We start from the raw sequence: 22649 nt of genomic DNA, 5'->3' as shown, positions 1-22649 counted from the left end.
AAGGTGAAACGTGGTGACAACCTCCGTCGATAAGCCCGCGCGGCCCCAGCCGCGCCTCGCAAGCCTGCTCGGCCCCGCCTTCGTGGCCGCCATCGCCTACGTCGATCCCGGCAACGTAGCCGCCAATCTCTCCGCCGGCGCGGAGTACGGCTACCTGCTGCTGTGGGTGCTCGTGCTCGCCAACCTCATGGCCGCGCTCGTGCAGTACCTTTCCGCCAAACTCGCGCTGGTGACCGGGCGCAGCCTCACCGCGGAACTCGCGGAGCGCCTGCCACGAGCCCCGCGCTGGCTGTACTGGGGCCAAGCGGAGATCATCGTCGCGGCCACGGACATCGCGGAGGTCATCGGCGGGGCCGTGGCCCTCCACCTGCTCTTTGGCACCCCGCTGCTCCTGAGCGGAATCATCGTCTCCGCCGTCTCACTGACCATGCTGATCCTGCAAGGCGGGCGCACCCAGCGCAGTTTCGAGGCCGTGATCGTGGGCTTCCTGGCGATCATCACCATCGGATTCGTCTCCGGACTCTTCGTCTCCGGCCTGGATCTGCGCGGCATGGCCGAGGGCCTGGTTCCCCGCTTCCAGGGCACCCCCACCATCCTGCTGGCCGCCAGCATGCTCGGCGCCACCGTCATGCCGCACGCCATCTATCTCCACTCCGGGCTCGTGCGCGATCATCGCTTCCGTCCCGAGGGCGAGCACGGCATGCGCCACCACCTGCGCGCCACCAAGATCGACGTGGGCCTTGCGCTCAGCGTGGCGGGCAGCGTGAACATCGCCATGCTCTGCCTGGCCGCCCAGGCGCTGCGCGGCGTGGAGGGCACGGACACCATCGAGGGCGCCCACAGGGCCGTCACCGAGCACCTGGGCGCGGGCATCGGCGTGATCTTCGCCATCGGTCTGCTCGCCTCCGGCCTGGCCTCCACCTCCGTGGGCTGCTACGCGGGCGATATGGTCATGCGCGATCTCCTCAAGTTCCGCGTGCCCCTGGTGGTGCGCCGCTGCATTACCCTGCTGCCCGCGCTCATCATCCTGGCCTCCGGCGCGGAACCCACCTGGGCACTCGTGCTCAGCCAGGTGGTTTTGAGCATTGGCATTCCCTTTGCCCTCATTCCGCTGGCCTGGCTTACGGCACGCACCAAAGTGATGGGCAAGTGGGCTAATCCCACCCCCCTCAATATCGCCGCGACGGTGGTATGCGCGGCCATTGTGGCGCTCAATATCGCACTCATCTGGCTCACCCTCACCGGGCAAGCTTAGAGTTTTACTTATCGACGCCCCGTACCATTCCGGCTTGCTTTATAGGCTTTTACGGGGCGAGGAATAAACCATTTAAATGTGAGAAATACAACATTCCCTTAACGGGAATGACAGGCTAGTCTAGCCTAATGTTTCTCATTAAACGTTCCATGAAGAAAGCGGCCGCTGGCATTGCCACTATTGCGCTCTGCGCCACCGCTATCCCCGCTGCCGCCGCTCACGAGGGCCACCACGTGGTATTCATCCTCCCCGGGCAAAGCGTGGGCGCCCTCCCCTACGGCCTGCTCCAAGCCGCGCTGCGAGCCAGCGGCTTCGATGCCCGCACCCTCGATCTTCAGGGCACCGACCTGCGTGCCGACGCCGCCCACCTCGCCCAGGAGGTTGAGCGTGCGCACGCCGAACACCCGCAGGCGACCATCTCCTTGGTGGGCCATAGCGCCGGCGGCATGAGCGCGCGCCACTATCTCAAGAACCTCGGCGGACACTCCCAGGTGAGCAACTATATTGCCCTGGGCAGCCCCCAATACGGCAGCCCCAGCGCCTGCCTCCAACCCGGCCCCGCCCACGACCTCTGCCCCGGCTCGGACTTCCTGCGCGAACTCAACGATCAGGACGATACCCCCGGCGATACCGCCTACTATTCCCTGCGATCGGAACGGGAATGGGCCGATGGTCGGCTCGACGGCGGTCAGTGCCGCATGACCCCCATTCCCCTGCCCATGCCGTTCCTCGGCGGCGGATTCCACCACTCCATCGAGCCGCTGCAACACGAAACCGCCGGGGCCGTGATTGCCGCCCTCAACGGCACCTGCACCGGGGAATACGTCACCGAAGATATTGACACCATCGCGGCCAAGGACACCCTATTCCCCAACGGAATCTAGGTATTCCCCCAAATAGGGCAGCGCGAATCTCACATGCCCGTAGGGGCCGGGGACGATGAGATCCCGCTCAATGAGATTGCGCCGCCACACGGAAATGCCGGAGGGCGTTTTGCCCATCGTTCGAGCAATCTCCCCGGTGGGGATATTGCTCCCGTATTTCCCACTCAGCCGCGCCATCTCCCGCAAAAATCCTAATTCCCCGTGCGGCACTCCTTTCAAGGCAATTTTGTGCACCTGGTTTCCCATGTGCCGGGGGAGATCGAGAGCTATCGCCTCCACGTGGCCAAGGGTGATCTCGCTTGACCGCTCCACGGCGGCGCGTGTCCAACTAAGAGCGCCCGCCAATTGAACCAGGTATGGGTACCCCTGGGATAACGCGGCCGCTCGCTGCGCCGCCGCGCGGTCAAAAGGCCTCCCGTGTGCCCTGGCCGTAGCGGTGAGCGCCTGCGCCACCTCCGTCTCATCGAGCAAGCCAACTCCAGGCGATTCGCCCGCCGCATAAAGGTTGTTCCGGGGTGCTCCAGCAGGGATTCAATCCCGGCCGTGAGCCCCGCGGCAGCAAAGGCCACATCGTATTCATCCCGCATGAGATCCTGAATAGCCGTGGCCAGGTGCGCCAGTTGCTCCGGGTGCGCGGCCTGAATCTCATCGAGAGTCACCAGAACTCCGGCCTCATGCTGACGCGCCGCCGCAGCCAAGGCGCGCAACTCCCCGATCAAGGAGGGCTCGGGGCTGGGGCGATTACGAGCCACCTCGCTACTGATCGAGCCGATCCCGGCGAGAGAAAAGCCCGTTACCATGCGCCTTACGCCTCCCGCAGCCTCACCATAGTCCAGCGCGGCGAGGGCCTGGGGAATGGTGGTGCGCACGAGGCGATTAACCAGGGAATCATCGGCATAGGCGCGCACCACCACCCAGCCCATGCCCCGGGCTACCTCCTCAAACTCATTGAGCAGCACCGTTTTACCCACCCCGCGAGCACCGCTGACCAGCACCGCACGGTTCATGCTCCCCACCCCCTCATAGAGGCCGGTGAGGAAAGAATGAAGCTCAAAGCCACGCCCGATGAGTTCTTGCGGCGAGGTGCCGAAGCTGGGCCGGAACGGGTTTTTCTCAGGAATCATAGCTCCCCCGGAAGCAATTTTAGATCTTTTAGAACTCCACGATCATTTTAGATCTTTTAGAAGTGCGGGAAAAGGGGAAGTGCACGGGACATCGGGCTGCCCCATAAACCTGGATGCCCTACCCAAGGACAACCCTCCATCGCCTCAGCACCATGACCGATATAGTAAACATAAAGATCGAGTCCCTGAACACCCCGTCGGCACGGCAGCAGCGGAGCAATCAGGAGACGGTACTGCCAAGCATATAAGGGCTTTCGCCCTAGGCCGTATCGGGACTGTGCTCAGCAAGCCGATTTCTTTTTGGACACTTTCTGGACACCTAGAGCCGTTTTTAGTCCCTCCCCCCGAACACTTCCCCTGGTCACAGTGCTCCCAGTGGGACTCGAACCCACACTGAGCAGATTTTAAGTCTGCTGCCTCTGCCAATTGGGCTATAGGAGCCTCAGCGCACGCTTCTCAGCCTGCTCCCGTTCCCAAGGACACAGGAACACAAGACCACAGTGCGCGGCACTTCGATAGAGTATAGCGCGTGCGCGCGCCGCACCTGCAAGCAGGCCTCATGCAAGCCTCACACGGGCTAACGCAGGCTGTCGATGATCCCGTCCAAAATATCCTTTTCGGAGATCACAAAGCCCCTGGCCTGGGTTTCTCTCTGAATCATCGCCATGATCTCCTGGACGATGATGGAGCCGGAGCCGATCACATCGGCCCGCCCCTGGTGGATCACCGGGTTCATGCCTCGCTCGGCGGAGGGGGTGGCGGCCAGTTGGTCGGTGAGCACCCGCAGGGCGTCAAAGTTCAGCTCGGAGCAGTGAATCATGGAGGGCTCGTAGCGCTCTAGCCCCTGGGCAAGGGCGGAGAGCGTGGTAAAGGTACCCGCGCAACCCACAAAGGTGATGGCCTGGGAAATGGGCACCAGCGTGGTCACCATGTCCAGACGTTCGCGGATATAGTCGCGGGCCACCTCGATCTCGGAGGGGGTGGGCGGATCGCTGCGCATGATGCGCTCGGTGAGCCGCACGCAGCCCATCTGCACGGAGGTGGAGCCGACGATCTCGCCGCTGTGGGTGCCCACCACGAACTCCGTGGAGCCACCGCCGAGGTCGATCACGCAGAATGGTTCCTTGGCGGCGGGAAGATCGTGTACGGCCCCGCGGAAGGAGAGAAAGGCCTCCTCCTCCCCGGAGATGACCTCCGCCTGGGCTCCGGGTTGAATCTGGCCTAAGAGTTCGGCGGTCATGGAGAAGAATGCCTCGCGGTTCTCGGCATCGCGGGTGGCGGAGGTGGCCACCATGCGCACCCGCTCAACCTTTTCAAACTTCATGATGTCCACGTAGTTTTCCAGGGCCGCCCGGGTGCGTTCCAGGGCGTCGGGGTGGAGTTCCCCGGTGGCGTCCACGCCTTGACCCAGGCGCACGATCTCCATGGTGCGGTGGATTTCCCTGGGCACGCCGCCCACGATCTCGCTGATGAGGAGGCGGATGGAGTTGGTTCCGCAGTCGATGGCGGCTAGTCGTCCCATGTCCTGTGTGCTCCTATGCTCGGGAAAAGTCGAACTGAGCAAGGTCAATGCCCAGTTCCTCGGTGGTGGGCCAATCGGCGGGAATGGCGGTGCCGCGCAGGCCGCCGTGATCGGCGGCCATCGCCACGGCCTCGGTTCCCAGGCGCAGCCTGCCCGGCCCCTCGGCCAGGGCGTAGGCGATAAGCACGTGGAGGCACTTCACTCGGTCGGGCATGCCGCCCCCGGAGAAGTCGGTGCCAAGGTCCTCGATGGCGTTGCGGGTGGCAAGGTAGTGCTCGTGGGCCGCGCGATAATCGGCGGCCAGGTCCTCGTCCTCCCCCAGCCTCTCGGTCATCCAGGTCATCACGTGGGCTACTTCCAGGCGGGAGGCCTCGGCGGTGAGTCGCGGGTCGGTGAGGTAGTACAGGGTGGGAAAGGGGGTGCCGTCCTCAAGGCGGGGCGCGGTGGTCACCACGGCGGGCTCGCCGTCCGGGGTGCGATAGGAGATGTCGAGCACCCCCCGGGGGGTGCGTCCCAATTGCTGGGAGACGGTGGCGAGGTCGGCGTCGCTAGCTGTCATGCCGATCAGTCTAGGGGACGTCCCCCTCGATGGGCATGTGCGTGTCCACCTCCCCGGCCTCCAGGGGCTCCGGGGCGGGATTGGCGGCACCGGGCACGGCAATGGAATCCCACAGCACCCGCCACCATTCCTGCGGGCCCTGCTCCTCCTCGGCCTGGGCGGGGTCCGCGCCGGTGCTCATGGCGGGATCGAGGATACGGAAGGCCGTCTCCCCCTCCTCGATCACGCCCAGGCGCTTGCGCGCCTCCTCGCGCTGATAGGCCTCGGAGTTATACCTGTCCACCTCGCGCAGCAGGCGGTCTTTTTCCTCCTGCTTCTGCGCGATGGCCTCGGTGGTGCGCGCAATATCGGTGCGCCCCTGGAAGTAATTGCGCAGCGGCACCGCCACGGCCCCCAGAATCAGGATCGCTACCAACACAATCACCGCGCTCTCCGCAATGCTCAGCCGCATTTTAGGCAGACGGAGGCGGGCGCGCGGGCTATCGGAATCGGAACTGCGGTGCGCTACCGGAACGCGCCCGCGCTGGCGCTTGGGTTTCCGGTCGGTGGGTGCCATAGATTTTTCATCTTAGCGCGAGGATGGAATCCAACGCGCTGGCACTCACGCTCACTTCCCGCGCCCCCGCCTTGAGCAGCGCCATCCCGGGATAGGGCGGGGTGAGCACCCGCACCCGTGCCCCCGGCAGCACCCCATGATCGCTGAGGTAGCGCAGCAGGGCGGGGTCGCGGTCGCGCACCCGCTCCACGGTGATCTCCTCCCCCGGCGCGATCCCCGAGAGCGGCACCGTGCCGGGGTTCTCCACCGCGCCGTCGGCCCCCGGAATGGGGTCGCCGTGCGGGTCGCGCTGAGGGTGCCCCAAGGCGGCGTCGATACGCTCCACGAAGGTGTCGGAGACGGCGTGTTCTAGCACCTCGGCCTCGTCGTGTACCTCGTCGAGGCGATAGCCCAGGTACTGCACCAGGAAGGACTCGATGAGCCGGTGGCGGCGCACCAGCTGCACCGCGAGGCGGTGGCCCTGCTCGGTCAGGGTGATGTCCCCGTAGGGCGCGTGATCGACGAACCCGGAGGCCACCAGCCTTTTGATGGCTTCCGACGCCGTGGAGCGCCGCTGCCCCAGGGCGTCCGCGAGGTCGGAGAGCGTGGCCCCCTGCCCGTCCCACTCCTGCCGGTCGTAGATCGTTTTCAGGTAGTCCTGGGATCGTTCCGGCAGGTCAGTGATATGCATGGCCGCCATTGTATCGAGCGTCACCGGCGATTCCGCCGCAACCCTTGATTATTCCTATGACGTGGATCATAATTCACGCATGGACATTCTTTCCAGAAAGAAAGTTACATCGCTCCTCACCGCCCTGACCCTCCTGCTCTCTCCGGTCACGGCACAGGCCTCACCCCTGTTCAATCCCCACGACGCGTTCTACCTTCCCCCTGCCGATCTCCCCGCCACACCCGGTACCCTCATTCGCAGCGCCCCCGCCCCCGATCTTCAGCCCCAGGATTGGCCCGCCGCCACGCAGCGCATCCTCTACTCTTCCACCCTCATCACCGGAGAAGCCGCCGCCGTGTCCGGCACACTCCTGGAACCCACTCTGCCCTGGAATGGGCCCGGCCCTCGGCCCGTGCTCGTCATCGCCCCCGGCACGCGCGGGGCCGCCGACGCCTGCGCCCCCTCGCGTGGTCTGATCTCCATCAACGCCCAAACCTCCGCCCTGGGAATCAACTACGAGCTACCCATCGCCCATCTGGCACTGCTCTCCGGGGTGCGCGTGGTCATGACGGATTACATGGGGCTGGGCACGCCCGGCGCGCACACCTACGCGCATAACCGGGAGGAGGGCCGCGCCGTACTCGACGCCGCCCGCGTGGCCCTGCGCGCCGCCGACGCGCCCGCCGATACCCCGGTGGGCCTGTGGGGATACTCCCAGGGCGGCGGGGCCACCGGCGCGGCAGCGGAACTCGCGGCCACCTATGCGCCGGAGCTCAACATCGCGGGCACCTTTGCCGGTGCCCCGCCCGCCAATCTGCCCGTAGTGATCAATTCCATCGAGGGCAATGCCATCTTCGGCGTGCTCGGCATGGCGGTGGCGGGTTTTGCCGAGCGCAACCCGGTGATTTTCCGCGAGGAGATCGAACCTCTGCTCAACGAGGAGGGGCGGCGGTACTTTGACCAGACCCCCGAGATGTGTCTGCCGGACGCGATGCTGGCCTGGGGCAGGCGGCACAGCCGGGAACTGACCACAACCGGGGAATCCTTCTCCGAGGTGGCGGCGCGCTCCCCCATCTTGTGGGAAGCACTCACCGCGCAGAACCTGGGTCAGACCACCCCCACCGGGCCGGTGATGATCCACGCGGGAACCAACGATGACACCATCCCGTACCACCAGGTGCGCGACCTCGCCGCCACCTACTGCGCCTCCGGGGTACCCGTTGCCTATACCACCGATCCCCTGCCCACCACGGTGCCCGGTACCACCCTCAACCATATGCTGCCCTTTTTCAGCGGGATGGAATCCAGCCTCACCTATCTGTTAGAGCGCTTCCGGGGAGCCCCGCCCCGAATAACTGCCACAATCTACCCCATTAGGCCCCCATGAAAGGCGCCCAATAAAAGGCGTGCGCTGAAAAGGGCGCCAGCGAAAAGCGGCCGCTGCCCGCCAATCCCGCCTGCTCCCCGGGGTTCCTCGCGGCCGCTAGCCCCTAAGAATGCGCAGGCAGGTACTTTTCCACCAGGTCGATGGGCACAAAGTACGTATCGCGGGCAGTCTTTCCACCCTTAATGATGCCGATGACGCGCCCCTGGCCATCCAAAATGGCCCCGCCGGAATCCCCGCCGACGCTGACCACGTCGGAGTTGATGACCACGCTGGGATAGTTGGTGTTATTCACCAGCACCCGGCGGGTATCGGAGAATCGTCCGGTGGCGCGGCTCATGCTGCCCACGGCCTGGATTCGTTCACCGACCTTCATCGTGGAGGCGTCGCGCGTGGGGGCCGCACCCACCACCCGGACGTTATCCGCGATCCTGATGCGGATGGCATCAATGGGCTCACGGCCGGTAGAGGAGCCAATGCCGTCTATGGTGCCGATCACCTGCCCGCGCATGTTGGTGACCCGCGTGCCCTCCGTCCACACTCCGTTGCCGCAGTGCTTCGAGGTGTAGGCGGTTTTGTTGGACACCAAGGTCACGGAGCAATTGGAAATGAGGGTCTTGATCATCCCGCCCTGATGCAAGGTGGGGCCGGGGCGGGCCGAGGCGGGAGCAACAGAGCACAGCGTGGCCATGACAGCGGCCAAACCGGCCGCCGTCACGCGCTTCATCGTCATCATTCTGAAATATATCCGATCATCGGGTGGATAGACACGTAAATCAATCACAGACAATAGCCGCACAAGGCACCCGGAACAAACCCCCTCACCAGCGATTCCCTGCACCAGCACCCGACTCTCATACCCGGGTTCCGTGTGGGATCTTGCGGCATGTCACGCGCCCGCCAAGCCCGCGCAAAAAAAGATCTTCTCATGAAAAAATGCCCCTTCTCCAAGGGAAGAGGCACACAATTTAGAGGCGGCGGGGCGGCAACCAGTAAAAACCAGCCGCGCCCTCGGCCTCCTGGCTTTGGCTAGCCCTGGAAGCGCGGAAAGGCATCACGGCCCGCGTACACGGCGGCCTCGCCCAGTTCCTGCTCGATGCGCAGCAGCTGGTTGTACTTGGCCACGCGCTCGGAGCGCGCCGGGGCGCCCGTCTTGATCTGGCCGCAGGACAGCGCCACGGCCAGGTCCGCGATGGTGGTGTCCTCGGTCTCGCCGGAGCGGTGGGACATCATGGTGCGGTAGCCGTTGCGGTGTGCCAGTTCCACGGCGTCGAAGGTCTCGGTGAGGGTGCCGATCTGGTTCACCTTCACCAGCAGGGCGTTAGCGGCCTTCTTCTCAATGCCCTCGCGCAGGCGAGCGGGGTTGGTGACAAAGAAGTCATCGCCCACGATCTGTACCTTGTCCCCGATCGCGGCGGTCAGGGTGGTGTAGCCCTCCCAGTCATCCTCCTGGAGCGGGTCCTCGATGGAAACGATCGGGTACTCGCTAATGAGCTGCTCGTACACCTTGGCCATCTCCTCGGCGGAGTGCTGGCCACCCTCGAAGTGGTACGCGCCGTCCTTGTAGAACTCGGAGGAGGCTACGTCCAGGGCCAGGGCGATCTCCTTGCCCGGCTCGAAGCCCGCCTTCTTAATGGCCTCCACGATCAAATCCAGGGCTTCCTTGGTGGAGCCCACGGAGGGGGCAAAGCCACCCTCATCGCCCAGGCCGGTGGACAGACCCTTGGACTTAATCACGGACTTCAGCGCGTGGTACACCTCCGCGCCCATGCGCAGGGCCTCGGCAAAGGTCTCCGCACCGATGGGGGCGATCATGAACTCCTGCACGTCCACGCCGGAATCGGCGTGCGCACCGCCATTGACGATGTTCATCATGGGCACCGGCAGCACGTGAGCGTTCGGGCCACCGATGTAGCGGTACAGCGGCAGTCCGGCGGACTCGGCGGCGGCCTTGGCGGTGGCGATGGAGACGCCGAGGATCGCGTTGGCCCCCAGGCGGGACTTGTTCTCGGTGCCGTCGAGGGCGATCATGGCCTGGTCGATCAGGCGCTGATCGTCGGCCTCCATGCCCGCGATCTCGTCCGCGATCTCCTCGTTGATGTTCTCCACGGCCTTGAGCACGCCCTTGCCCAGGTACCGCTCGCCGCCGTCGCGCAGCTCGTGCGCCTCGTGAACGCCGGTGGAGGCACCGGAGGGCACACCGGCTACGCCATGAGCGCCGTCGTCCAGGAATACCTCTGCCTCAACGGTCGGGTTACCGCGGGAATCCATGATCTCGCGGGCAAAAACGTGCATGATGTCAGCCACCGTGGCCTCCTATTGCCATATCAAGCGGTACGTTACTTCTTCACGAGGCACCCCATGAGCGCGCCTCCCGGCTCAATTGTTCCAGAAAATCGCCGCGCGTGGGTGTGTCTGGGTATGCCCGAACATGTTTGGCTTCTCGACGCCCACCGGGCCCGAGAATCAGGGAGCGGGCTGCCCCAGCGCGTAGGAGTTGGCCGCGTTGCGCACCTTGATGAGGTAATCCTGCGACATGTTGTAGGCGTGAATCGCGTCCACCCACTGATCCGCCTGGCTGAGGTCGCGGCCATGGCACAGCAACTTCGCGGCGGAGAGGGCGGCGTCGTCGATCTGCTGCGGATCGGCCTTGCCGTCCCCGCTGGCGTCGAGCCCAAAGCGGCCCCAGGACTCCGGGATGAACTGCATGGGCCCCACGGCGCGGTCATACTCAGTATCGCCGTCCAGGCGGCCAGCGTCCGTATCGGGGATCTCCGCCACTCCCGGAGAGCCGTCGAGCGCGATGCCCACGATGGGCGGGTCCACCACGCCGTCCTCCCCGATGCTGGAATGGTTGAACCACTTGCCGGAGTACGTTCCATGGCGGGTCTCCACATAACCCAGCCCCGCGAGCGTGGTCCACCGCAGGTGGCACTGGGGCCAGGCCTCGGTGGCAATGAGTTCCGCGTTGCCGTAGGCGCGCAGGGCGGACTCCGGGATACCCGTCTGCTCGGCCAGGGGTTTGGCCCAAAAACCCAGTTTGTCCGAGGTGCGTCCCGGCGCGTGCACGTCGATCACAGGCACCTCGGCCCCTGCGCTCGGCGGAGTGGTATCCGGCACGGGTTGAAGGGTACGCGCCCCCTCGGAGCCCCCAAATACGGAAAAAGCCCAGGCCACAAGGGCGATGATGAGGATCACGGCCAGAATAACGCTGCACCCGCAGCCTGCCGCTCTTCTGCCCTCATTCGCCATGACGGTCGATGGTAGCGCAGCGCTCCTTTTGCTTTCCCTCCGCCCACAGCCGATCCTGCTCGGCCACGGGAACCACCGAGGTGGTGCCGTCGAAGAGGTAAGGTGCGCGCGAGCGCATTTTGCGCACAAAGCTCATGGCTACGTCATCGAAGTCAAAGGCCCCGCGCTGCTCCGCGATCCGGGCGTGAAAGAGCACTTGAAGCAGGACGTCGCCAAGCTCCGCGCACAGGGCCGCATCGCCGCCGCCGCAGCGCACCTCCTCGGCCACCTCGGCGGCCTCTTCCAGCAAATAGGGAATGAGGCTGGCGTGGGTTTGCTCCTGCTCCCACTGGCCGATCTCGCGGGCGCGGGCCATCACGGCGCGGGCCTGCCACAGGGCGTCGCTGCGGCTGGGGGCAACGATCACCTCGCAATCGTGAGGTATCTCCCCCTGCCTCGTGGTCAGTAATGTTCCCCGCCCCGGTTTTAAGCGCTCCCCCAGGCCCCCGATCACCTCGCCGGGAATCTCCTCGGTGCCGCGCACCGGCCCCTCGCAGCGCTCCCATGCTTCCAGGGGAATCTGCGTGGGCCAGCGGGCGTCGAGAAGCACGGCAAACATGCTGCTTACTGTTGCTCCTGGCCCTTGCCACCGATCTTGTCATCGATGGCGTTGCGGACCTTATCCACCTGATCGGCCTTGTCCTCGCCCAGCTTGTCCTTGGCGAAATCGGCGGCCTTGTCCAGCACCTGATCGGTCTGCTCCTCGGCCTTATCGGAGTTCAGGAACTCGGTGGCCTTCTGCTTAGCCTCATCCAGGAAACCCATGAGGTATTCATCCTTTCCTTGTGTTTATGCACTAACACCCAACCACGGTACGGGATTGTGCGCAGGCGGGTTTATCTCCACCCGGTCATTCCGATAAATTGGGTGGGTGACTCTAGGAAACCCCCAGGAAGAAAGCACCCGCTCCGTCCCCATGTGGACGCTCGTGGCGCTCATCATCGGTTCCACCGTGGGCGCCGGTATTTTCTCCCTGCCCCAGAACATCGCCTCCGTGACCGCCCCCGGCGCCATGCTGATCAGTTGGGCCATCGCCGGGGTGGGAATGCTCTCCGTGGCCTTTGTGTTCCACATCCTGGCCCGGCGCAAACCCCACCTCAACTCCGGGGTGTACGCCTACGCCCGCGCCGGGCTGGGGGATTTCATCGGGTTCGCCTCCGGCTGGGGGTACTGGCTGGGTTCCGTGATCGCGCAGGTGGGATACGCCACGCTCTTTTTCACCACCCTGGGGCACTACGTTCCCATCTTCTCCGAGCAGCACCGCCTGACCACCGCGCTGGCGGTCTCCGCGCTCACCTGGATCATCTTCGCCGTGCTGGCGCGCGGGGTGCAGCAGGCCGCGCTGCTGAACACGGTGACCACCGTGGCCAAACTCCTTCCCATCCTCGCCTTCATCGTGCTCACCGCCTTCATCGGCTTTAGCTGGGACCGCTTCACCCTGGACTTCTGGGGGCAAAACAGTGGGGCCAGCGTGTTCGAGCAGATTCAGGGCACCATGCTCTTTACCGTGTGGGTATTCATCGGCATCGAGGGGGCCTCGGTGTATTCCCGCCAGTCCCGCTCCCGGCGCGACATCGGCCGCGCCACCGTGATCGGCTTCCTCTCCGTGCTCGCCCTGCTGGTCAGCGTGTCTGCCCTCTCCTTCGGCGTGCTCACCCAGGAGGAACTGGCCGCCCTGCCGGATAACTCGATGGCCTCCGTGCTGGAAGCCGTGGTGGGGCCGTGGGGCGCGGCGCTCATCTCCGCCGGCCTATGCCTCTCCGTACTGGGAGCCTACGTCTCCTGGCAAATGCTCTGCGCCGAGCCGCTCATGCTCATGGCTGCCGACGGCCTCCTGCCCCGCAAGGTGAGCGCCACCAACTCCGCGGGCGCGCCCTGGATGGCCCAGTTGGTTTCCACCGCCGTGATCCAGATGTTCGTGGTGGTGTTCTTCCTCAACGAGACCACCTACGTATCCATGGTGCAGTTGGCCACCATCTTGTACCTGCTGCCCTACCTGTTTTCCGCGATGTACCTGGTGCTGCTGGCCGCCCGGGGGCGCGGCCTGACCCACCCCCGGGCGGGCATCGCCTTTAACGATTCCGGCCCCGCCATGAGCGCGCGGGATAACCAGCGGCACCTGCTGGTGGGCGGCATTGCGCTGGTGTATTCCCTGTGGCTCTTCTACGCCGCCGACCCCACCTACGTGCTCTTCGGGGCGCTCGCCCTGCTACCCGGCCTGATCCCCTACGTTCTCACCCGGCTGCGCCGCCGCGAGCCACTGTTTAGTCCCTTCGAGTGGGCCGTGGTAGCGGTGGTGGTGCTGGCCTCTGCCGTGGCGGTGTGGGGGCTCGGCACGGGGGCGCTGAGCCTGTAGGGCGGCGACACCAGGGCGTGCTTTCGCCTATAGTGGCCAACGTAAGGGAGATAGATCACAACTTTTAAGGGTGTGACCCCGCAATGCCACGAGAAACGCACATACGACGCCCCCACCTCGCTGCCCTCCTGTGCGCAGGGATTTTCTCCACGGCCGCACTTGCCGCCTGCACCACCGAGAGCGATCAACCCCTCCTGGACGCCGCCCAAGAGGCCGTCCGGGAGCGAGACACCGATAGCGTGATTCTTACCCTGACCGCGGTCTACGGCGATCGGTGGGAGGAGTACGCCGCGCTCTGCCCCGAGGCTCCCCGCGACCTGGTGGCACAGGCGCTGGGAATAGAAGAAGGCGACGTGCCGGAATTGCAGCAGGACGAGAACGCCCTGCTGCGGATCAAGGGCTCCGAGGTCAAGGCCGAGGTTCACCCCACCGAAACCCTGCTGCTATGCAGCGGCAGCAACGCACCGGCCTATCGCTTGAGCGAGGAGACCGTCTCAGTCCGCGATAACCGAGACCTCTCCTCGCCCAATTCGGACTGGTGGCTCACCGCCACCGGAACCGACCCCCTCGCTTCCCCGCAATAACGTCCTACCCCTCGTGGGTGACCTTGCCGCGCAGCACGGTGGCGGCCACCTTGGTGTGGAACTCCATTCCGGCAAAGGGGGTGTTCTCCGCCTTAGAGGCCAACTCGCGCGGCTCCACCGTCCAGGGCTGATCCTCGGCCACCACGGTGAGGTTGGCGGGCTCGCCCACCGCCAGGGGGCGGCCGTGCCCGGGCAACTTGGTGATCTGCGCGGGGCGCTCGCTCATCACCTTGGCCACCCAGCGCCAATCCGCCAGGCCCTCGCGGACAAAGATCTCCGCGATGATCGCCAGGGAAGTTTCCAGCCCCAGCATGCCGGGAAGGGCGTGGTCGAACTCGCAGCACTTATTCACCGCCGCGTGGGGGGCGTGGTCGGTGGCCACGCAGTCCAGCACGCCGTCGAGAAGCGCCTGGCGCAGGGCCGCTACGTCGGAGTCCTCGCGCAGGGGCGGATTGACCTTGTTCACCGGATCGTAGGTTTCCAGGCGGGCGTCGGTGAGCAGCAGGTGGTGCGGAGTGACCTCGGCGGAGACCTCGATCCCCTGCTCCTTGGCCCACTTGAGCAGGCTCACGGTGCCCGCCGTGGAGGCGTGACAGATGTGCACGCGGCCGCCGTAATCGCGGCTGAGCAGCAGATCGCGCGCCACGATGGATTCCTCGGCGGCGCGCGGCCAGCCACGCAGGCCCAGGCGCGCGGCGGTGGGGCCCTCGTGCGCCACGGCGGCCTCGGTGAGCACCGGGTCCTCGCAGTGCTGGGCCAGCAGGACGTCGTGCGCCTTGGAGTACTCCACGGCCCGGCGCATGAGCGCGGAGTTATCCACGCAGGTGCCGTCGTCGGAGAACACGCGCACGCGGGACTGGGATTGGGCCATCATGCCCAGCTCCGCCAGTTCCTTGCCCTCGCGGTTCTTGGTGATCGCACCCACCGGGTGTACGTCGCACAGCCCGGCCTCCTGGCCCTTAGCCCACACGCTGTCCGCCAGCACGGGCTGGTCGATCACGGGGGTGGTGTTTGCCATGGTGAACACGGCAGTGAAGCCGCCGCGCGCGGCCGCCTGGGAGCCGGTGGCGATGGTCTCGGCGTCCTCGCGGCCCGGCTCGCGGAAGTGCACGTGCATGTCCACCAGGCCGGGCAGCAGCACGCCGCCCTTGCCCTCCACCACGCGATCGGCGGTGGCGTCCCCGGCGTCCAGGGAGGAAATCACGCCGTCGGTGACCAGAACGTTCACCGGCTCGCCCTCGCCGTACACGCGGACCTCGCGGATCAGCAGGGTACCGGACTCCGGCGCGTTCAGCGGGCCGGTCTGCGGGTAATCAGTTGCCATGATGTGATTTTCTCCTTGTATTATTCGCCCAGAACGGTGGCAAAGAGCACGGCCATGCGCACGTGCACGCCATTGGTCACCTGTTGCAGCACCACGGCCTGCTCGGAATCCGCTACATCATAGCCAATTTCCATGCCGCGCAGCATGGGCCCGGGGTGCATGACCAGCGCGCCCTTGGGCATCTTTGCCAATCGACGCTCGTTGAGCCCGTAGCCCGCCGCGTACTCGCGGGCGGAGGGGAAGAATCCGCCGCGCATGCGCTCCTGCTGCACGCGCAGCATCATCACGGCGTCGGCATCGGCGATCTCCGAATCCAGGTCGTAGGAGGTCTGCACCGGCCACGTCTCCACGCCCACCGGCATGAGCGTGGGCGGGGCCACCAGCACCACCTGGGCGCCGACCTTGCTGAGCAGTTCCACGTTGGAGCGCACCACGCGCGAGTGCAGGCAATCGCCCGCGATGACCACCTTGCGATCCTTGAGGCTGCCGAGTTTCTGGCGGATCGTCAGCGCGTCCAACAGCGCCTGGGTGGGGTGGGCGTGCTGGCCATCACCGGCGTTGATCACGGACGGGCCATCGCCGCCGGGGGCCACCCACTGCGCCAACTGCGCGGCCGCCCCGGAGCAGGGGTGGCGCATGATGATCGCCTCGGCCCCCACGGCCTTGAGGGTAAGGCCGGTATCGCGCAGGGATTCGCCCTTTTGCACCGAGGACGAGGAGGCGGAGATATTCACGGTATCCGCGCTGAGCCACTTGGCCGCCAATTCAAAGGAGGAACGGGTGCGCGTGGAGTTCTCATAAAAGAGCGTGAATACGGTCTTGCCGCGCAGGGTGGGGAGTTTTTTCACCTCGCGCTCGGAGAGGAGTTTTTGAAAGTTATCCGCCTCATCAAGCAGGGAGGTGATCTCCTCCGCGCTGAGGTCCGCAATGCTGAGTAGGTGCTTCATCAGGCGTTCTCCTCGCGCTCATCGGTGGACTGCGGGGTAGCACCCTCGCGATCCGGGGTGGTATCGGGGCGGTGCAGCAGCACCGCGTCACGGCCATCGACCTCATCGAGGAGGACGTCAATGTCCTCGCTGAGCGCGGTGGGCACGCTCTTGCCCACAAAGTCCGCGCGAATGGGCAGGCGACGGTGCCCGCGATCCACCAGCACCGCCAACTTCACGGCCTCGGGCCGCCCCAGCTCGCGCAGGGCGTCGAGCGCGGCACGCACCGAGCGCCCGAAGAACAGCACGTCGTCCACGAGCACCACCGTGGCGCCATCGAGGCCCTCGGCGGGAATGTCCGTGCGGTGCAGGGTGCGGTGCGGCCCGGTGGAGAGGTCATCGCGGTACAGGGTGATGTCCACCGACCCCACGGCCACCTTTTCCCCCGAGAACTCTTCAATGCACTGGGCCAGACGCTGCGCCAGCGGGACTCCCCTGGTGGGAATCCCCAGCAGCACCACCCGATCGCTCTTTTCCGAGCCCAGCGCCGTCTTTTCAATGATCTGGTGCGCGATGCGCGCCACGGTGCGCTTGATGTCCGCTGCGCTTAGCAGCTCTACCTCGTGTCCGTGTGTGCTCATCGTGACCTCCTTCCCCGCCTCTCTGTGCGGCTATTTAAAGGATGTCCTTATATAGGGCGAGAAAATAACACACCTTTCCTCGACCAACTTCACGCTAGCACAGCGCTTTATCCCACACCACTAATCATGGCTTATCTCTCAATGAATAAAGATCTCGCGCAGATCCTTTCCGGTGAGTGGCTCGCGCGCCACCACCAAGATCGTATCGTCCCCAGCGATCGTGCCCACCACCTCCGGCAGGCCCGCCGTGTCAATCCCGCTGGCCAGGTACTGCGCCGCTCCCGGCGGGGTGCGCAGCAATACCCCGAAGCTCACCACTTCCAGGCCAATCATGGTGCGGCCCACCAGTTTGCGCAGCCGCTCCCTGGGGCCAGCGCAGTGCAGGGCGGCGTCCGCCTCGCATTGCACATACGCGGCGTGCCCGGCAGCGTTTTTCACCTTGCGCACGCCCAATTCCTCCAAATCGCGGGATAAAGTCGCCTGGGCTACGCGAACTCCCACCTCCCTTAATAATTGCGATAATTGTGCCTGACTGGTCACGTCGTGACGCTCCACCAGGCGGATAATCATGGAATGCCGAGCCATCCTCGTTGGCGTTTCTGGCATTGTCTTTTATTCTCCAAAGAGTTTTATGACATCGCGAGGAATACACTCCGGGAAACCGGGGTGCCGCGCATCGTGCGCGGCCCCCAGCCCCGGGCGGGTAATCTACGCGGTGACCACCGTGCCGGTGGTGCCGCTGAGTGCCTCCTTGGCACAGGCCAGCGATGTGATAATGGCCTTGCGCCGGGGATGGCCCTCCACAAATTGCAGGCACGATTCCACCTTGGGCAGCATGGAACCGGGGGCGAATTGCCCGGCCTCGATGTACTCGTGGGCCTTAGCCGCGCTGAGCTGCGTGAGGTCACGCTGCTGCGGGGTATGGAAGTCCAGGGCCACCCGCTCCACGGCCGTGAGAATCACCAGCACATCGGCGTGCACCTGCTCCGCGATCACGGCGGCGCAGCGATCCTTATCGATCACGGCCGCCACGCCGGTGAGGCCCTCGCGGCCCTCCACCACGGGGATTCCGCCGCCACCGGCGGAGATCACCACAGTGCCGCTTTCCACCAGACCCTCGATCACCGAGGACTCCACGATCCTGCGGGGCTGCGGCGAGGCCACCACGCGGCGCCACCCACGCCCGGAATCCTCCACGTAGCAGTGGCCGGTTTCCGCCGCGAGCCGGGCGGCCTCCTCCTTGGTGTAGAACCCACCCACGGGCTTGGTCAGGTTCTCAAAGGCGGGATCGCTGGCGGCCACCACGGTCTGCGTGATCACGGAGGCACAGGGATAATCCATGCCGCGCCGGGATAACTCGTTTTCCAGGGCCTGTTGCAGGTGATAGCCGATGTAGCCCTGGGACATCGCGGAGCACTCCGGGAACGGCACCGCCGGGGTGCCGCCGCCGTGCTGGGCGGAATAATCCGTGGCCACCTTCAGCATTCCCACCTGGGGGCCGTTGCCGTGGGTGATAATCACCTGGTGGCCCTCCTCGATGAGGTCCACGATCGCCTGGGCGGTGGTGCTAATCAGCCGCAACTGTTCCTCGGGGCTATTGCCCAGGGCATTACCGCCGAGGGCGATCACCATTCTTTGCGCGCTCATCGCCGTACACTCCCCTTTCCACTTCAAGAGAGGGTGGCGTACATGATGGCCTTGATGGAGTGCATGCGGTTCTCCGCCTCATCAAAGACCCTGGACTGCGGCCCCTCAAAGACCTCGTCGGTGACCTCCATCTCCGTGATCCCGTACTTCTCCGCGATCTCCGCGCCCACGGTGGTGGCGGTGTCATGGAAGGCGGGCAGGCAGTGCAGGAAGATGGCGTCCTCCCGGGCCTTGGCCATGAGGTCCGCGGTCACCCGGTAGGGCTCCAGCAGCGCGATGCGCTCCTTCCACAGTTCCTCCGACTCCTCGCCCATGGAAACCCAGATGTCCGTGTACACGGCGTGCGCCCCGGTCACGGCCTCCTCCGGGTCCTCGGTCAGGGTGACGCTACCGCCGCTGGCCTTAGCCACCTCGCGGCACTTCTCCACCAGGTCGGACTCCGGCATCTGCGCCTGCGGGCCGCAGGCCACAAAGTGCAGGCCCAACTTGGCGCAGACCACCATCAAGGAGTTGGCCACGTTATTGTGCGCATCGCCCATGAACACCACCTTGAGCCCCTTGAGGCCCTGGGGGAAGTTCTCGCTGATGGTGAGCATGTCCGCGATCATCTGCGTGGGGTGGAATTGCGTGGTCAGGCCGTTCCACACCGGCACTCCGGCGTGGGCGGCGAGCGTTTCCACGTTCTCCTGGTCAAAGCCACGGTACTCAATGCCGTCGTACATGCGCCCCAGCACGCGGGCGGTGTCCTTGATGGACTCCTTCTTGCCCATCTGGGAACTGCCGGGCTCCAGGTACGTCACGCCCATGCCCAGATCCATGCCACCCACCTCAAAGGAGCAGCGGGTGCGGGTGGAGGTCTTTTCAAAGAGCAGAACGATGTTCTTGCCCTCTAGGTAGCGGTGCGGGGTGCCGGCGAGTTTGAGTTGCTTGAACTGGCGGGAGAGGTCAATGAGGTGGTGGATCTCCTCCGGGGTGTAATCCAGGAGGGTGAGGAAGTGGCGGCCACGGAGATTGACAGGCATGGTGTCTCCTTTCAGGGAAAGCGTATATAGATTATCTAGTATTCGATAGGTTCGCGAGTGATTGGGCAGGTCATGCAGTGTCCACCGCCGCGGCCACGGCCCAATTCCGCCGAGCCGATCTCGATGACCTCGATCCCGGCCTCGCGCAGCAGGGCATTGGTGTGCACGTTGCGGTCATAGCCCACCACCACTCCGGGTTCCAGAGCCACCACGTTGTTGCCGTCGTCCCACTGCTCGCGCTGAGCGGCAAAGGGGTTACCGCCGGTGGGGATCACGCGCAGCTCCGGCAGGCCCAGGGCCTTGGCCACCACCTCCACAAAGGGGGCGGTCTCCGCGCGGGCCTCCACCCCGCCGTCCTCGGCCGGGTACAGGCTGATGGGGCGGATGGAATCCACCACCCCCGTGTACGCGGTGACGGTATCGGCGGTGAGGAAGCTGAACACCGTATCCAGGTGCATGGAGGCGCGATCCGGGGCCATCGACGCCACGATCACGCGCTGCGCCGCTCCCTTGTCAAAGAGCGCGGCCGCCATCTGGGAGATGGCCTGCCAGGAGGACCGCTCTCCCATGCCCACCAGCACCACGCCCTTGCCCAGCGGCATGATGTCCCCACCCTCCAGGGTGGAAAGGCCCTGATCCTGGTTCTCGGCGGAGTCCGCCCCGTACCAGACCTCGAACTCCTCCTTGGTAAAGAGCGGGTGGAAGCGGTAGATCGTCTGATCCAGCAGGGTTTCCTGGCGGCGTGCGGGCCAGAACATGGGGTTGAGGCATACCCCGCCAAATACCCACGCGGAGGTATCCCTGGTGAACTGGGTGTTGGGCAGCGGGTTGAGCAGGAACTCCGTGCCCTGGTGGGCCTTGGCGATCTCCCCGGTGATGTGCCCGGAGAAGTCCTCGGGCAGATCCGCATAGGCGATTCCGCCGATGAGGTATCGCGCGAGGTCCTTCGGGGCCATCTCATCGAGCCAGGCACGCAGTTCCGCACCCACGCCGTAGCCCACCTGGTTGCGGGAGAGTTTGCGCTCCAGCAGCCAGGCCCGGGCCTCGGGCTGGGCCAGAACCTCGGCCAGCAGGGCGTGCTTTTCCAGGACCTCGATGCCCCGGGAGGTCATTTCCTGCTGAAAGCGGCGGTGATCCTCCACTGCCTTTTCCACCCAGAGGACGTCGTCGAAAAGCAGGTCGGCGGCGTTGCTCGGGGTGAGTCGTTCATGGGCAAGGCCGGGTTCGCAGACCATCACTCGGCGGAGCTTGCCCACCTCCGACCATGCACCCATCGCAATAGACATTTCCTTACAAACCTTTCTTTTGCTCATTTTCTCACTGGGGATTGATTCATGGGGTGAGCGTGATGCTGCCGTTGGCGATGCCCGCCACTCCGAGCGCCGCCCCGATGATGAGGGCCGCGAGGATGAGGTATTCCCACCTGGTGAGGTACGGGCGCGTCTTGGCCTCCTTCTTAGCCCAGAGGTACACCCCCAGGCCCGGCAGGTAGAGCAGCGCCGCTAGCAGGAGATTCTGCGTTCCGGCCGCGTACACCAACCAGATTCCGTACCCGGTGGCCACGGCGGCCACGGCGGTGTCTCGCCCACGCACCCGGCGCTCCTCCGGCGCATAGCCCTCCCCGCGCAGCGTGACCAGCAGCGCATAGAGCGCGGAAAGCAGGTACGGCACGAGGATCAGCGCCGCCGCCAAGGTGGCGAGGCTGAGGTAGACGTCGGAGGAAAAGTGCGTGAGCACCAGGCAGACCTGGGTGACGATGTTGGTCACCCACAGCGCCCGGGAGGGGGCACCCTGATCGTTGAGGCGGCCGAAGAACTCCGGCATGGTGCCATCGGAACCCGGCACCTGCATGGTTTCCCCGCAGAGGAGAATCCACGCCAGCACCGCGCCCATCAGGGAAATCACCACGGCCGCGCTGATGAACCAGGAACCCCACGGGCCCACGACCTCCGCGAGGACGTCGCCCATCGAGGCGTCGGGAAGCTGCGCGAGTTCCGCGCGCTCCATGATTCCCAGGGACAAGAGGTTCACGGCGATGAGGACGGCGAGCATGAACACAAAGCCCACGACGGTGGCCTTGCCGACGTCGCTGCGACGCCGCGCCCGCTGCGAGTAAATGGAGGCGCCCTCGATGCCGATGAACACCCACACGGTGACCATCATCATGGCCTTGGTTTGCTCTACCACGCTGCCCAGGCCGGATTCCTGACCCCAAAAGTCATGCACAAAGAGGTCATAGTGGAAGCCTATGGCCACGATCACGATGAACGTGACCAGCGGCACTACCTTGGCCACCGTGGTGATGGTATTGACCAGGGTGGCCGTCTGCACACCGCGCAGGATCAGCGCGTGCGTGAGCCAGAGCAGTATCGACGCCCCCAGCACCGCAGGAATGGTATTTCCGCCATGAAAGATGGGAAAGAACTTCCCCAGGGTGGAAAAGAGCAACACCAAATATCCCACATTACCGATGAGGGCCGAAAGCCAATATCCCCACGCGGAATTAAACCCCATATAACTGCCAAAGCCCGCGCGGGCATAGGCATAGATCCCGTTATCCAGGTGAGGCTTGCGCAGGGAGAGGAACTGATACACCAGGGCCAGGCAGATCATGCCCGCGCCCGTGATGACCCAGCCGATGATGGTCGGGCCCGCCGCCGCAGCGGCGGCAATGTTTTGCGGCAGAGAAAACACTCCACCACCAATCATCGAACCCACCACGAGCGCCAGGAGGGCAAAGAAAGACAAGCCCTTATGATCATTTTCCGTTTGCACGGCGCTTCTCCTTTTCCTTTACCTTCCGCCCCTCGCGGGCGGTTCATAAATAACGCTATACCCAGCGGCAACGCCCGCAAAAAAGGTAAAGAGAAAAATTGATAAAACGGAGGAATATCATGCAGGAAAATGGAAATACATCCAGCCCGC

The 22649-nt window shown here is 65.0% G+C and carries 24 protein-coding genes and 1 tRNA gene; 5 read left to right on the top strand and 20 right to left on the bottom strand.

The genetic code is table 11. The features are described from left to right. The first annotated feature begins 13 nt into the window (after positions 1 to 13). Together OLW90_RS03915 and OLW90_RS03910 are read left to right on the top strand one after the other, a co-directional pair. Positions 14 to 1255, top strand: a complete 1242-nt coding sequence (locus OLW90_RS03915; protein ID WP_319651455.1) for an Nramp family divalent metal transporter — start codon at positions 14 to 16, stop codon at positions 1253 to 1255. Positions 1256 to 1383: 128 nt separating this feature from the next. Then, the gene (locus tag OLW90_RS03910) at positions 1384 to 2139 is read left to right on the top strand and encodes a lipase/acyltransferase domain-containing protein (protein WP_319651454.1); all 756 of its coding nucleotides are present in this window, start codon (positions 1384 to 1386) and stop codon (positions 2137 to 2139) included. Here OLW90_RS03910 and OLW90_RS03905 read toward each other — a convergent pair. From OLW90_RS03905 to OLW90_RS03875, 7 genes are all read right to left on the bottom strand, one after another. Further along, on the bottom strand, positions 2119 to 2316 hold the full coding sequence (locus OLW90_RS03905) for a hypothetical protein (protein WP_319651453.1): 198 nt from the start codon (positions 2314 to 2316) through the stop codon (positions 2119 to 2121). The genes OLW90_RS03910 and OLW90_RS03905 overlap by 21 nt on opposite strands. A gap of 89 nt (positions 2317 to 2405) precedes the next feature. After that, complete coding sequence (locus OLW90_RS03900; RefSeq protein WP_319651452.1) at positions 2406 to 3263, bottom strand: ATP-binding protein; 858 nt, start codon at positions 3261 to 3263, stop codon at positions 2406 to 2408. A 367-nt stretch (positions 3264 to 3630) separates the two neighbouring features. Then, positions 3631 to 3704 (bottom strand) — tRNA-Leu (locus OLW90_RS03895). 136 nt (positions 3705 to 3840) lie between these two features. Next, positions 3841 to 4785, bottom strand: a complete 945-nt coding sequence (locus OLW90_RS03890) for a Ppx/GppA phosphatase family protein (RefSeq protein WP_319651451.1) — start codon at positions 4783 to 4785, stop codon at positions 3841 to 3843. 13 nt (positions 4786 to 4798) lie between these two features. Beyond that, positions 4799 to 5344, bottom strand: coding sequence for a DUF501 domain-containing protein (locus OLW90_RS03885; protein ID WP_319651450.1), 546 nt, complete (start codon positions 5342 to 5344; stop codon positions 4799 to 4801). Positions 5345 to 5354: 10 nt separating this feature from the next. Continuing rightward, positions 5355 to 5900 (bottom strand): septum formation initiator family protein, encoded by a 546-nt coding sequence (locus OLW90_RS03880; RefSeq protein ID WP_319651449.1) that lies wholly within the window; start codon positions 5898 to 5900, stop codon positions 5355 to 5357. Between the two features lie 7 nt (positions 5901 to 5907). Next, positions 5908 to 6570 (bottom strand): metal-dependent transcriptional regulator, encoded by a 663-nt coding sequence (locus OLW90_RS03875; protein ID WP_319651448.1) that lies wholly within the window; start codon positions 6568 to 6570, stop codon positions 5908 to 5910. Here OLW90_RS03875 and OLW90_RS03870 point away from each other — a divergent pair. After that, on the top strand, positions 6569 to 7936 hold the full coding sequence (locus tag OLW90_RS03870; protein ID WP_319651447.1) for a lipase family protein: 1368 nt from the start codon (positions 6569 to 6571) through the stop codon (positions 7934 to 7936). The two genes, OLW90_RS03875 and OLW90_RS03870, sit on opposite strands and share 2 nt — an antisense overlap. Before the next feature lie 103 nt (positions 7937 to 8039). Here the strand turns inward: OLW90_RS03870 and OLW90_RS03865 are convergent, their stop codons facing one another. The 5 genes from OLW90_RS03865 to OLW90_RS03845 all read right to left on the bottom strand — a co-directional run bounded on the left by OLW90_RS03865 (position 8040) and on the right by OLW90_RS03845 (position 11989). Next, positions 8040 to 8660 carry a trypsin-like peptidase domain-containing protein gene (locus tag OLW90_RS03865; protein WP_319651446.1) on the bottom strand — a complete coding sequence of 207 codons (621 nt, stop codon included), beginning with the start codon at positions 8658 to 8660 and terminating at the stop codon, positions 8040 to 8042. Between the two features lie 302 nt (positions 8661 to 8962). Beyond that, positions 8963 to 10240: a phosphopyruvate hydratase gene (gene eno, locus OLW90_RS03860; RefSeq protein ID WP_319651445.1), complete on the bottom strand. Its 1278-nt coding sequence runs from the start codon at positions 10238 to 10240 to the stop codon at positions 8963 to 8965. A gap of 159 nt (positions 10241 to 10399) precedes the next feature. Further along, positions 10400 to 11185, bottom strand: coding sequence for a lytic transglycosylase domain-containing protein (locus OLW90_RS03855; RefSeq protein WP_319651444.1), 786 nt, complete (start codon positions 11183 to 11185; stop codon positions 10400 to 10402). After that, positions 11175 to 11783, bottom strand: coding sequence for a MazG nucleotide pyrophosphohydrolase domain-containing protein (locus OLW90_RS03850; protein ID WP_319651443.1), 609 nt, complete (start codon positions 11781 to 11783; stop codon positions 11175 to 11177). The genes OLW90_RS03855 and OLW90_RS03850 overlap by 11 nt, the downstream gene beginning before the upstream one ends. A gap of 5 nt (positions 11784 to 11788) precedes the next feature. Further along, entirely contained in the window at positions 11789 to 11989 is a 201-nt protein-coding gene (locus OLW90_RS03845) for an antitoxin (protein WP_319651442.1), read from the bottom strand. Between the two features lie 106 nt (positions 11990 to 12095). On the opposite strand from OLW90_RS03845, the gene OLW90_RS03840 reads away from it, so the two are divergent. Beyond that, positions 12096 to 13580: an amino acid permease gene (locus OLW90_RS03840; RefSeq protein ID WP_319651441.1), complete on the top strand. Its 1485-nt coding sequence runs from the start codon at positions 12096 to 12098 to the stop codon at positions 13578 to 13580. 83 nt (positions 13581 to 13663) lie between these two features. After that, positions 13664 to 14164 carry a hypothetical protein gene (locus tag OLW90_RS03835; protein WP_319651440.1) on the top strand — a complete coding sequence of 167 codons (501 nt, stop codon included), beginning with the start codon at positions 13664 to 13666 and terminating at the stop codon, positions 14162 to 14164. Between the two features lie 4 nt (positions 14165 to 14168). Here the strand turns inward: OLW90_RS03835 and OLW90_RS03830 are convergent, their stop codons facing one another. The 8 genes from OLW90_RS03830 to arcD form a co-directional block, all read right to left on the bottom strand. Then, positions 14169 to 15488, bottom strand: coding sequence for a dihydroorotase (locus OLW90_RS03830; RefSeq protein WP_319651439.1), 1320 nt, complete (start codon positions 15486 to 15488; stop codon positions 14169 to 14171). Positions 15489 to 15508: 20 nt separating this feature from the next. Next, on the bottom strand, positions 15509 to 16435 hold the full coding sequence (locus OLW90_RS03825; protein ID WP_319651438.1) for an aspartate carbamoyltransferase catalytic subunit: 927 nt from the start codon (positions 16433 to 16435) through the stop codon (positions 15509 to 15511). Then, positions 16435 to 17055, bottom strand: a complete 621-nt coding sequence (gene pyrR, locus OLW90_RS03820) for a bifunctional pyr operon transcriptional regulator/uracil phosphoribosyltransferase PyrR (protein ID WP_319651437.1) — start codon at positions 17053 to 17055, stop codon at positions 16435 to 16437. The genes OLW90_RS03825 and pyrR overlap by 1 nt, the downstream gene beginning before the upstream one ends. A gap of 138 nt (positions 17056 to 17193) precedes the next feature. Further along, entirely contained in the window at positions 17194 to 17661 is a 468-nt protein-coding gene (locus OLW90_RS03815; protein WP_319651436.1) for an arginine repressor, read from the bottom strand. Between the two features lie 102 nt (positions 17662 to 17763). Further along, a complete protein-coding gene (arcC, locus tag OLW90_RS03810; protein WP_319651435.1) occupies positions 17764 to 18702 on the bottom strand; it encodes a carbamate kinase in 939 nt (312 codons plus the stop codon). Between the two features lie 23 nt (positions 18703 to 18725). After that, on the bottom strand, positions 18726 to 19724 hold the full coding sequence (gene argF / locus OLW90_RS03805; protein ID WP_319651434.1) for an ornithine carbamoyltransferase: 999 nt from the start codon (positions 19722 to 19724) through the stop codon (positions 18726 to 18728). 35 nt (positions 19725 to 19759) lie between these two features. Further along, on the bottom strand, positions 19760 to 21010 hold the full coding sequence (locus OLW90_RS03800) for an arginine deiminase (RefSeq protein WP_319651433.1): 1251 nt from the start codon (positions 21008 to 21010) through the stop codon (positions 19760 to 19762). A gap of 46 nt (positions 21011 to 21056) precedes the next feature. Next, on the bottom strand, positions 21057 to 22499 hold the full coding sequence (gene arcD, locus OLW90_RS03795) for an arginine-ornithine antiporter (protein ID WP_319651432.1): 1443 nt from the start codon (positions 22497 to 22499) through the stop codon (positions 21057 to 21059). Positions 22500 to 22649 lie beyond the last annotated feature (150 nt).

Source organism: Corynebacterium sp. 21KM1197, assembly GCF_033783015.1.
Taxonomy (GTDB): domain Bacteria; phylum Actinomycetota; class Actinomycetes; order Mycobacteriales; family Mycobacteriaceae; genus Corynebacterium.
The sequence above is the reverse complement of the archived record's forward strand: the minus strand, read 5'-3'. Positions and strand labels throughout refer to the sequence as shown.

Coding starts and splice junctions, on each gene's coding strand:
- OLW90_RS03910 (WP_319651454.1), top strand. CDS start 1,384: ATGTTTCTCATTAAACGTTCCATGAAGAAAGCGGCCGCTGGCATTGCC.
- OLW90_RS03905 (WP_319651453.1), bottom strand. CDS start 2,316: ATGGCGCGGCTGAGTGGGAAATACGGGAGCAATATCCCCACCGGGGAG.
- OLW90_RS03900 (WP_319651452.1), bottom strand. CDS start 3,263: ATGATTCCTGAGAAAAACCCGTTCCGGCCCAGCTTCGGCACCTCGCCG.
- OLW90_RS03890 (WP_319651451.1), bottom strand. CDS start 4,785: ATGGGACGACTAGCCGCCATCGACTGCGGAACCAACTCCATCCGCCTC.
- OLW90_RS03885 (WP_319651450.1), bottom strand. CDS start 5,344: ATGACAGCTAGCGACGCCGACCTCGCCACCGTCTCCCAGCAATTGGGA.
- OLW90_RS03880 (WP_319651449.1), bottom strand. CDS start 5,900: ATGGCACCCACCGACCGGAAACCCAAGCGCCAGCGCGGGCGCGTTCCG.
- OLW90_RS03870 (WP_319651447.1), top strand. CDS start 6,569: ATGGCCGCCATTGTATCGAGCGTCACCGGCGATTCCGCCGCAACCCTT.
- OLW90_RS03875 (WP_319651448.1), bottom strand. CDS start 6,570: ATGCATATCACTGACCTGCCGGAACGATCCCAGGACTACCTGAAAACG.
- OLW90_RS03865 (WP_319651446.1), bottom strand. CDS start 8,660: ATGAAGCGCGTGACGGCGGCCGGTTTGGCCGCTGTCATGGCCACGCTG.
- OLW90_RS03855 (WP_319651444.1), bottom strand. CDS start 11,185: ATGGCGAATGAGGGCAGAAGAGCGGCAGGCTGCGGGTGCAGCGTTATT.
- OLW90_RS03850 (WP_319651443.1), bottom strand. CDS start 11,783: ATGTTTGCCGTGCTTCTCGACGCCCGCTGGCCCACGCAGATTCCCCTG.
- OLW90_RS03845 (WP_319651442.1), bottom strand. CDS start 11,989: ATGGGTTTCCTGGATGAGGCTAAGCAGAAGGCCACCGAGTTCCTGAAC.
- OLW90_RS03835 (WP_319651440.1), top strand. CDS start 13,664: ATGCCACGAGAAACGCACATACGACGCCCCCACCTCGCTGCCCTCCTG.
- OLW90_RS03830 (WP_319651439.1), bottom strand. CDS start 15,488: ATGGCAACTGATTACCCGCAGACCGGCCCGCTGAACGCGCCGGAGTCC.
- OLW90_RS03825 (WP_319651438.1), bottom strand. CDS start 16,435: ATGAAGCACCTACTCAGCATTGCGGACCTCAGCGCGGAGGAGATCACC.
- pyrR (WP_319651437.1), bottom strand. CDS start 17,055: ATGAGCACACACGGACACGAGGTAGAGCTGCTAAGCGCAGCGGACATC.
- OLW90_RS03815 (WP_319651436.1), bottom strand. CDS start 17,661: ATGCCAGAAACGCCAACGAGGATGGCTCGGCATTCCATGATTATCCGC.
- arcC (WP_319651435.1), bottom strand. CDS start 18,702: ATGAGCGCGCAAAGAATGGTGATCGCCCTCGGCGGTAATGCCCTGGGC.
- argF (WP_319651434.1), bottom strand. CDS start 19,724: ATGCCTGTCAATCTCCGTGGCCGCCACTTCCTCACCCTCCTGGATTAC.
- OLW90_RS03800 (WP_319651433.1), bottom strand. CDS start 21,010: ATGTCTATTGCGATGGGTGCATGGTCGGAGGTGGGCAAGCTCCGCCGA.